The 9,913-nt window shown below is 66.6% G+C and carries 8 protein-coding genes and 1 pseudogene; 7 read left to right on the plus strand and 2 right to left on the minus strand.

Annotation, left to right across the window (positions count from 1 at the left end; all coding sequences use genetic code 11):
* Together pgl and G3O00_RS35470 are read left to right on the plus strand one after the other, a co-directional pair.
* Positions 1 to 582 (plus strand): 6-phosphogluconolactonase (pgl, locus tag G3O00_RS35465; RefSeq protein WP_206145774.1); only part of this gene is annotated, 582 nt, incomplete at its 5' end.
* A complete protein-coding gene (locus G3O00_RS35470) occupies positions 560 to 2,488 on the plus strand; it encodes a bifunctional transcriptional regulator/glucokinase (RefSeq protein ID WP_011351246.1) in 1,929 nt (642 codons plus the stop codon). The genes pgl and G3O00_RS35470, both read left to right, overlap by 23 nt.
* A gap of 96 nt (positions 2,489 to 2,584) precedes the next feature.
* Here the strand turns inward: G3O00_RS35470 and G3O00_RS35475 are convergent, their stop codons facing one another.
* Complete coding sequence (locus tag G3O00_RS35475) at positions 2,585 to 3,802, minus strand: Bcr/CflA family multidrug efflux MFS transporter (protein ID WP_011351245.1); 1,218 nt, start codon at positions 3,800 to 3,802, stop codon at positions 2,585 to 2,587.
* A gap of 248 nt (positions 3,803 to 4,050) precedes the next feature.
* Between G3O00_RS35475 and G3O00_RS35480 the strand changes: the two genes are divergently transcribed.
* The 4 genes and pseudogenes from G3O00_RS35480 to G3O00_RS35495 all read left to right on the plus strand — a co-directional run bounded on the left by G3O00_RS35480 (position 4,051) and on the right by G3O00_RS35495 (position 7,703).
* Positions 4,051 to 4,515 carry a hypothetical protein gene (locus G3O00_RS35480; protein WP_059605357.1) on the plus strand — a complete coding sequence of 155 codons (465 nt, stop codon included), beginning with the start codon at positions 4,051 to 4,053 and terminating at the stop codon, positions 4,513 to 4,515.
* A 179-nt stretch (positions 4,516 to 4,694) separates the two neighbouring features.
* Positions 4,695 to 5,978 (plus strand): glutamate-1-semialdehyde 2,1-aminomutase, encoded by a 1,284-nt coding sequence (gene hemL, locus G3O00_RS35485; RefSeq protein WP_174931149.1) that lies wholly within the window; start codon positions 4,695 to 4,697, stop codon positions 5,976 to 5,978.
* A gap of 15 nt (positions 5,979 to 5,993) precedes the next feature.
* Entirely contained in the window at positions 5,994 to 7,115 is a 1,122-nt protein-coding gene (gene ribD / locus G3O00_RS35490) for a bifunctional diaminohydroxyphosphoribosylaminopyrimidine deaminase/5-amino-6-(5-phosphoribosylamino)uracil reductase RibD (protein ID WP_174931148.1), read from the plus strand.
* Positions 7,116 to 7,129: 14 nt separating this feature from the next.
* A pseudogene (locus tag G3O00_RS35495) lies at positions 7,130 to 7,703 on the plus strand (riboflavin synthase).
* A gap of 164 nt (positions 7,704 to 7,867) precedes the next feature.
* Here G3O00_RS35495 and G3O00_RS35500 read toward each other — a convergent pair.
* A complete protein-coding gene (locus G3O00_RS35500; protein ID WP_206145775.1) occupies positions 7,868 to 8,566 on the minus strand; it encodes a hypothetical protein in 699 nt (232 codons plus the stop codon).
* A gap of 799 nt (positions 8,567 to 9,365) precedes the next feature.
* Between G3O00_RS35500 and G3O00_RS35505 the strand changes: the two genes are divergently transcribed.
* The gene (locus G3O00_RS35505; RefSeq protein WP_174931145.1) at positions 9,366 to 9,884 is read left to right on the plus strand and encodes a DUF1993 domain-containing protein; all 519 of its coding nucleotides are present in this window, start codon (positions 9,366 to 9,368) and stop codon (positions 9,882 to 9,884) included.
* Positions 9,885 to 9,913: the final 29 nt, after the last annotated feature.

Consider the following 9,913-nt stretch of genomic DNA (forward strand, 5'->3'; position numbering starts at 1 on the left):
TGCCCGGCGCTCGCGGTGTCGGGCGGCACGAGCCCGCGCCCGTTCCTGCAAACGCTGTCGCACACGGCGCTCGACTGGGCCGGCGTCGACGTGACGCTGGTCGACGACCGCTGGGTGCCGGAGGACGATGCAGCCAGCAACGCGCACCTCGTGCGCGACACGCTGCTGCAGCATGCGGCCGCTCCCGCCCGCTTCCTGCCGCTCGTCGATACGCGCGCCGCGCTCGACGCGCACGTCGCCGCGCTGAACGCGAACGCCGACTACCGCGTGCCGACCGTCGCCGTGCTCGGCATGGGCGAGGACGGCCATACCGCGTCGATCTTCGCCGATGCGCCCGAATGGGATCACGCGATCGCGACGCCCGAGCGTTTCGTCGCCGTCCATCCCGGCGTCGCGCCGCATGCGCGCGTGAGCTTCTCGCTCGATGCGCTCAAGCGCGTCGACCGGCTGTTCCTGCTGATCGCGGGCAACGCGAAGCGCGCGGTGCTCGACGCCGCAGCCGCAGCGTTGCAGAAGAACGCGATTTCCCAACTGGCCAACGACAAGGGGACCCAGCTCGATGTCTACTGGTGCGCAAAGTAAGGCGGCCGTCGCAGGCCAGCATGCCGACGGCCCGCGCCTGCTCGCGGACGTCGGCGGCACCAACGCGCGCTTCGCGCTGGAAACCGGCCCGGGCGACATCACGCAGATCCGCGTGTATCCCGGCGCCGACTATCCGACGCTCACCGACGCGATCCGCAAATACCTGAAGGACGTGAAGATCACCCGCGTGAACCACGCGGCGATCGCGATCGCCAATCCGGTCGACGGCGACCAGGTCACGATGACCAACCACGACTGGAGCTTCTCGATCGAGGCGACGCGCCGTGCGCTCGGCTTCGACACGCTGCTCGTCGTCAACGATTTCACCGCGCTCGCGATGGCGCTGCCGGGCCTGACCGACGCGCAGCGCGTGCAGATCGGCGGCGGCGCGCGCCGCCAGAACAGCGTGATCGGGCTGCTCGGGCCCGGCACCGGGCTCGGCGTATCGGGGCTGATTCCGGCCGACGACCGCTGGATCGCGCTCGGCAGCGAAGGCGGCCATGCATCGTTCGCGCCGCAGGACGAGCGCGAGGACCTGGTGCTGCAGTACGCGCGCAAGAAGTTTCCGCACGTGTCGTTCGAACGCGTGTGCGCGGGCCCCGGCATGGAAATCATCTATCGTGCGCTCGCCGCGCGCGACAAGAAGCGCGTGGCCGCGACCGTCGACACGGTCGAGATCGTCGAACGCGCGCATGCGGGCGACGCACTCGCGCTCGAGACGGTCGAATGCTTCTGCGGGATTCTCGGCGCGTTCGCGGGCAGCGTCGCGCTGACGCTCGGCGCGCTCGGCGGCGTGTACATCGGCGGCGGTGTCGCGCTGAAGCTCGGCGAACTGTTCACGCGCTCGTCGTTCCGCGCGCGCTTCGAGGCAAAGGGCCGCTTCACGCACTACCTCGAGAACATCCCGACCTACCTGATCACCGCCGAATACCCGGCGTTCCTCGGCGTATCGGCGATCCTCGCGGAGCAGCTGTCGAACCGCTCGGGCGGTGCGTCGTCGGCCGTGTTCGAACGGATCCGCCAGATGCGCGACGCACTGACGCCAGCCGAGCGCCGCGTCGCCGATCTCGCGCTGAACCACCCGCGCTCGATCATCAACGATCCGATCGTCGACATCGCACGCAAGGCCGACGTGAGCCAGCCGACCGTGATCCGCTTCTGCCGCTCGCTCGGCTGCCAGGGGCTGTCCGACTTCAAGCTGAAGCTCGCCACCGGCCTCACCGGCACGATCCCGATGAGCCACAGCCAGGTGCATCTCGGCGACACGGCCACCGACTTCGGCGCGAAGGTGCTCGACAACACGGTGTCCGCGATCCTGCAGTTGCGCGAGCACCTGAATTTCGAGCACGTCGAGAACGCGATCGAGATCCTGAACGGCGCGCGGCGCATCGAGTTCTACGGGCTCGGCAACTCGAACATCGTCGCGCAGGACGCGCATTACAAGTTCTTCCGCTTCGGGATCCCGACGATCGCGTACGGCGACCTGTACATGCAGGCCGCATCGGCCGCGCTGCTCGGCAAGGGCGACGTGATCGTCGCGGTGTCGAAGTCGGGGCGCGCGCCCGAGCTGCTGCGCGTGCTCGACGTCGCGATGCAGGCCGGCGCGAAGGTGATCGCGATCACGTCGAGCAACACGCCGCTCGCGAAGCGCGCGACCGTCGCGCTCGAAACCGACCACATCGAGATGCGCGAGTCGCAGCTGTCGATGATCTCGCGGATCCTGCACCTGCTGATGATCGACATCCTCGCGGTCGGCGTCGCGATCCGTCGTGCATCGACGAACGGCGAACTGCCCGAGGCCGTCGCGCAGGCGAAGGCGCGTGCGAGCGACGACGAAACGGCCGACGTGCTCGACTGGCTGAGCCACGGTGCATCGCCGGCGGCGAAGGACGTCGCGCGGGATTGACGCGGTGCGGCGGCGGCCGTTTCCCGTGTACCAAACAAAAACGCCACCGGCGCAGCGCGCGCGGTGGCGTTTTTCATTTTGCCGTCAGGCCGTGGTTCAGGCGCCCGCTTTGACGGGCCGCCCGTGCCAGCGCAGCACGAGGTAGCGGCCGGCGAAACACAGCACGCCCGAGATGCCGATCGTCACGCCCATCGCGAACGGCGTGCCGTCCGCGAGTGCGCCGATCGCGACGCTCGCGAGCGCGCCGAGCGCCAGCTGCATCGCGCCGAACACGGCCGCCGACGCGCCCGCGTTGTGCGGATAGCGATGCATGAGGTCGGTCGTGCAGTTCGCGGACAGGATCCCGACCACGCCGACGACGAAGAACAGGCACACGACGATCGACCACAGCCCGCCCCACCCCGTCAGCGCGACGAGCGCGACCGCGAGCGATGCGATGCAGCTCACGAGCGACGCGGCCGCTATGATGCGCAGCGAACCGATGCGGCCGACGAGCCGCGTGTTCGCGAAGTTGCCGATCATGATGCCGACGACGTTCAGGCCGAACAGCAGCCCGTAGTGCTGCGGCGACACGTGGAAATACTCGATGTACACGAACGGGGTGGCGGTGATGTACGAGAACATCGACGCAAATGCCATCCCGCCGCACAGCATGTGGCCCCAGGCGACGGGATCGGACAGGATGCGCCCGTACGACGCGAACGACGCGAGCACGGCCGCGCTCTTGCGCCGCTCCTTCGGCCAGGTTTCGGGCACGCGCAGGTACGCGGTCGCGGCGCACACCGCGCCGAACACGGCCAGCACGACGAACACGCCGCGCCAACCGGAGAAGCGCAGGATCTGCCCGCCGATCAGCGGCGCGAGCAACGGCCCCACCGCAGTGACGATCGCGACCATCGACAGCACCTTCGCCGCGTCGGTCGGCTCGTGCGCGTCGCGCGCGATCGCTCGCGACAGCACCGACGCCGCGCCGGCGCCAAGTGCCTGCAGGAAGCGCACGATGATCAGCATGTCGATCGAAGTCGACACGAAGCAGCCGATGCTCGCGAGCGTGAACAGCGCGATGCCGCCGAGCAGCACGGGGCGTCGGCCCCACGTGTCGGACAGCGGGCCGTACAGCAGCATGCCGACCGAGAAGCCGGCCATGAAGCTCGTCAGCGTGCGCTGCGCGGCGCCGGGGCTGACGGAGAAGCCGTCGGCAATCGACGGCAGGCTCGGCAGGTACATGTCGGTAGCGATCGGCCCGCAGGCGGCAAGCGCGCCGAGCAACAGGATCAGCCGGGCATCGGGCCGGCGTCGGATGACGTGAGACATGGGTATCCGGAATGGAGCCCGCGCGCATCGGGGCGCGCGTGGCGGTGAAGACGGGAGGCCGCGCCGCGAACGGTGCGCCCAGGCCCATGATTGTACGCGCAACTTTTTTACGTGCTGGCGGCGTGAGTGCGCGACGGGCCGAACAGTACCGGCGTCGCGCCCGCCACGCGGGATCGTGCGCGCGGATTCGATTAAGCTTGCAGCTCCTCGCCCCTCTTGTCTGACCAATACGACGCCCGACCGAACCGATGACCGCTTTCCTGTTGATCTGGAGCCCCAAGAAATGGCCGTGGCCCGAACTGCCCGACGTCGCCGCGCGCGTGAAGGCCGGCGAGGCCGTGCATGACGTGTGGGGCTGCGGCTTCGCGCGCGGCATCCTGCCGGGCGACCGCGTGTTCCTGCATCGCGTCGCGAAGGCGCCCAAGGGCGTGTTCGGCTCCGGCTACGTGACGCGCGCGCCGTACGAGGTGCCCGATCCGGCGACGAAGCGCGGCTACCGGCTATGCATCGACTTCGTATACGACTGGCTGGTCGATGCGCACCAGGACGTCGTGATCGCGCGCGACGCGTTGCGCGTCCATCCGTACTCGGTGCAGACCTGGGATGCGCAGAGCTCCGGCACGGTGATCAAGCCGATGGTCGAAGGTCCGCTCGAGAAGCGCTGGGCCGAACTGACCGGCAAGCGCAAGCCGCCGCCCTTGCCGGATCGATAACGGGGCCGAATCGCCCGCTCTTCCTTCCAGGCTCGCGTGATGATCCCTCGCGCGCCGATACGCCGCAGACCGCGCCGCGGGCTCGCCGCGCGCGTCTCCGGTACAATCGGACGATCGTTCCGCCCAGGCGCCGCGGCCCGTGCACAGGCCCCCGCGCCCCTCTCTCGCAGGTTTCGCTCATGTCCAACAATCAGATCCTCTTCGAACGCGCCCAGAAGACCATTCCCGGCGGCGTCAACTCGCCGGTGCGCGCATTCCGTTCGGTCGGCGGCACGCCGCGCTTCGTCGCGCGCGCGCAAGGCCCGTATTTCTGGGATGCCGACGGCAAGCAGTACATCGACTACATCGGCTCGTGGGGCCCGATGATCGTCGGCCACGTCCATCCGGAAGTGCTGTCGGCCGTGCAGAACGTGCTCGCCGACGGCTTCTCGTTCGGTGCGCCGACCGAAGCCGAGATCGAGATCGCTGAAGAAATCTGCAAGCTCGTGCCGTCGATCGAGCAGGTGCGGATGGTGTCGAGCGGCACCGAGGCCACGATGAGCGCGCTGCGTCTCGCGCGCGGCTTCACGGGCCGCAGCCGCATCGTCAAGTTCGAGGGCTGCTACCACGGCCACGCGGACAGCCTGCTCGTGAAAGCCGGCTCGGGCCTGCTGACGTTCGGCAACCCGACGTCGGCCGGCGTGCCCGCCGACATCGCGAAGCACACGACCGTCCTCGAATACAACAACGTCGCCGCGCTCGAAGAAGCGTTCGGCGCGTTCGGCGACGAGATCGCCGCCGTGATCGTCGAGCCGGTCGCGGGCAACATGAACCTCGTGCGCGGCACGCCGGAATTCCTGAACGCGCTGCGCGCGCTGTGCACGAAGCACGGCGCCGTGCTGATCTTCGACGAAGTGATGTGCGGGTTCCGCGTCGCGCTCGGCGGCGCACAGCAACATTACGGGATCACGGCCGACCTCACCTGCCTCGGCAAGGTGATCGGCGGCGGGATGCCGGCTGCCGCGTTCGGCGGCCGCCGCGACATCATGGCCCACCTCGCGCCGCTCGGCGGCGTCTACCAGGCCGGCACGCTGTCGGGCAACCCGATCGCGGTCGCCGCGGGCCTGAAGACGCTGCAACTGATCCAGGCACCCGGCTTCTACGACGCGCTCACCGCGCAGACGAAGCGGCTCGCCGACGGCCTCGCGGCCGAAGCGCGTGCGGCCGGCGTACCGTTCGCGGCCGACTCGATCGGCGCGATGTTCGGCCTCTACTTCGCCGAACGCGTGCCGACCAGCTTCGCCGAAGTGACGAAGAGCGATACCGAGCGCTTCAACCGCTTCTTCCACCTGATGCTCGACGAAGGCGTGTACTTCGCACCGTCCGCGTACGAGGCCGGCTTCGTGTCGAGCACGCACGACGACGCGGTGATCGACGCGACGCTCGCGGCCGCACGCCGCGCATTCGCGGCACTCGCTGCCTGACCCGGGTCCGCGCGCATGTTCTCGGATATCGATTTCGCCCACATGCAGCGCGCGCTGACGCTCGCCGCGCGCGGCATGTATACGACGGCGCCGAACCCGCGTGTCGGCTGCGTGATCGTCAAGGACGGCGACGTGATCGGCGAAGGCTTCACGCAGCCGGCCGGCCAGGATCACGCGGAAGTGCAGGCGCTGAAGGACGCGCGTGCACGCGGCTACGACGTTGCCGGTTCGACCGTCTACGTGACGCTCGAGCCGTGCAGCCATTTCGGCCGCACACCGCCGTGCGCGAACGCGCTGATCGACGCGCGCGTCGCGAAGGTCGTCGCCGCGATGGAAGACCCGAACCCGCAGGTGTCGGGGCGCGGCCTCGGGATGCTGCGCGACGCGGGCATCGACGTGCGCTGCGGGCTGCTCGCGCATGAAGCCGGTGAGCTGAACATCGGCTTCGTGTCGCGGATGACGCGCGGCCGCCCGTGGGTGCGGATGAAGACCGCCGCGTCGCTCGACGGCCGCACCGCGTTGCCGTCCGGGGAAAGCCAGTGGATCACGGGCGAGGCCGCGCGCCTCGACGGGCATGCGTGGCGTGCGCGCGCCTGCGCGATCCTCACCGGCATCGGCACCGTGCGCGAAGACAATCCGCTGCTGACCGTGCGCGGCATCGACACGCCGCGCCAGCCGCAGCGCATCCTGGTGGACAGCCGCCTCGACCTGCCGCTCGATGCGCGGCTGCTCGAAGGCGCGCCGCTGCTGATCTTCTGCGGCCGGCTCGACGCCGCCAGTGAATTACGTGCGAACGTGCTGAAGGCCCGTGGCGCGGAAATCGTGCCGATCGCGAATGCGCAAGGCAAGGTCGACCTGCCCGCGATGCTGGCGGCGCTCGGCGCGCGCGGCGTCAACGAGCTGCACGTCGAGGCGGGCCACAAGCTGAACGGCTCGCTGCTGCGCGAGCAGTGCGTCGACGAATTGCTCGTCTACCTCGCACCGAGCCTGCTGGGCGCCGATGCGGCCGGCATGTTCGACCTCGCGGCTCCGGCGAACCTCGACGCACGTACGCGGTTGTCGTTCCACGGGTTCGAGCGGGTCGGCGACGATCTGCGAATCCTCGCGCGCTTCGCGCCGCCCGACGCCGCTCACTGAACGGGAGCGTCACGATGTTTACCGGCATTGTCGCGGCCGTCGGCCGATGCCGGCATAGGCCCCACCGTGCTGGCCGGCGGCCTCGACCTCACGGATGGGGCGCCAGGCGACAGCATTGCGATCCCGGGCGCGTGCATGACGATGGTCGAAAAGACCGACGCGTCATTCGAGTCGACGTGTCACCCGAAAGCCTGAACTGCACGGTCGGCCTCGCGGAACCCGGCGAAGTGAACTTCGACAAGGCGTTGCGCGCGCACGACCGCCTCGGCGGGCACATCGTGGCGGGTCATGTGGATGGCCTCGGCACCGTGTCGCGCTTCGCGCCGGTCGGCGAGTCGCACGAACGAACTGCGCATCGTCGCGCCGCGGGAGCTCGGCCGCTATCTCACGTACAAGGGATCGATCACGGTCGACTATTGTGCGGACGGCTGCGAATCCTCGATCAACCTGATTCCGCATACGGTCGAGGTCACGATGCTGCGGTATATAAAGGCCGGTGACATGGTCACTCTCGAAGTCAACATGATTGCGCGGCATGCGGAGCGGATGCTCACTTCGACGCAGGATATCCCAAAGTCGTTGAAATGATTCGATTGCTCAGTCCGACTCTTCTACACACTGGAATCGCTGACGATACCTGAAAATCTGACATGGCGTGCAACACTGACGCCATGCCTACTCAATTGCAGCACACGTGGGAATAGCTACGTTAGCTCAGCTTGCTTCGGCAACTATCGTCGGGCATTCCACCTTCACGACGGAAAAAAGAGCGATCGCTTCATTCTAAAAACATCATCCCCCCACTCAACAGATTCCATTCTCAACTCACCACGTATCGCATTGATCACCTTCAACAAAACATCACCGTCCTCTATCTCAGCGAGCTGAACAGAATAAAGTACGCCAGCAACCAAGCTCAATGCGGTCCCAAATGCTGATACAGCCCCAATACACCCAAGTATCGCAACCGGAACATAATTCTGCTCAATCAACTCGGCTACGCCATACCCCTTAACCGGATGCATCGCAACGTTAATCAGTGAGACGATATTTTTCGGAGCATCCTCCTGTGCCTGCTGGTTAAGCCAACCGAAGGCGAGGAAGCACTGGCATGCCACGACGGTGCACGCAGCGCCTAGCGCTGATACCGCTCGGATTACTACGTAATGGATTCGCTGCGCCGGTCCGGCCTCCCGCCAAAATCGAAAAAGTCGGCCGCGTCGTTCTAGTTTTCGCAGATATCTTTTGTTTTTTCGGTTCTCATCGATAGCGACGCCCTTAGCTACACGCCAGACCCCAAACATCAGGCGCACGCTGAACGCGACAGCCACAGTAGCCAAGATGGAGCCGATGGCCCCAAGAATAATCGTATGCGTGGCATTTGAAGGATCGAACCAAGGAAACAACGTCCGATTGAGCCAAGCCGTGCCAGTTGAAAAGGTGGAGTTCACAAAAAATGCAGCAACCGAAAAATATAATCAGACCATTGTAGCGGCAGCAAAGTTACAGGAGGTAGATAGCGGCCGGTACCACTCGGCGATATTGAACCGCATGACGAGGTCAGCTCTGCTCCGGTGGACGACTTCAGGCTTCAAGTCAACGTCGGCTCGGGCGCCACTCTCACCGGGGCGAAGATTTTCGGATAAGCGGCCAGCCCGGGCGCGATCAGGTAATCACTATTTGCCTCTTCTCGGAACAATCCAACAACGACTTGCACTGACATGAAAGCGCAACGGCATTTCTGGTGGTATTCGAGCCCCTGCCGATGTGCTACAAACGTTTCCCGCAACACTCAACATAATCGCGGGACGTGCATCAGGACTCCTCGTGCCAGCGGCCTCCGAAGTCGCGGCTGACGGCCCGACGCACGGACCTGAAAGGCCACCGCCTTTCATCACCCGTTTTCCGCCGATTATCGGCATTCTGCCGGCGATCAGGCACTCCCCACTCGCGCGCCAGAATCGTCCCAAGCAACTGTCGCGCATGCTCGCGCGCCGTACGCTCGGCACCGTCCGCATCGCACTTCTCGATCATGTCGAATACCTGCGTGGTGCCGGCGAGGCCCGGTTTCCGGTGCGATCGGGCGACGGCGTGGCACCCACCGGCCCATCATTCACCCGACTCCTGGCCGAATGGCCAACGACGCGCACGGGTCATGCCGCCGCGCTAAGATGCGTCGACAGCGGATTCAACGCCGCAACGCACGGCGTGCCGCGTACCGGTCACCCTCTTCCTCAAGGAGTCGTCCCCATGTCCATCTCGATGTACCAGGCTTCGCTGCCCGTGCTGATCCGTGGCCTGACCAACCTGCAGCACATCCTCGGCAAGGCGCAGGCGCATGCGGCCGAAAAGCAGATCGATCCGTCGGTGTTCGTCGGCGCCCGCCTGTACCCGGACATGCTGCCGCTCGTCCGCCAGGTCTACATCGCGACCGACACGGCCAAGGGTTGCGCCGCGCGCCTCGCCGATGTCGAGATCCCGAGCTACCCGGATGTCGAGCAGACCTTCGACGAACTGCACGCACGCATCCAGAAGACGATCGACTACCTGAAAAGCTTCGACGCCGCGCAGATCGACGGCAGCGAGGCGCGCCAGATCGTGCTGAAGATGCGCGTCGGCCCGATCGAGTTCAGCGGCCAGTCGTACCTGCTGAATTTCGTGCTGCCCAATTTCTTCTTCCATGTGACGACCGCGTACGACATCCTGCGCCACAGCGGCGTCGAACTCGGCAAGCTCGACTACCTGGGCGGGCGCGACCAGCACGCGTGACGCGCGGCCGGGCAAAGCCCGGCCTGCCA

Origin of the sequence: Burkholderia sp. Ac-20384, from assembly GCF_017104605.1 — a bacterium.
Lineage (GTDB): Bacteria > Pseudomonadota > Gammaproteobacteria > Burkholderiales > Burkholderiaceae > Burkholderia > Burkholderia lata.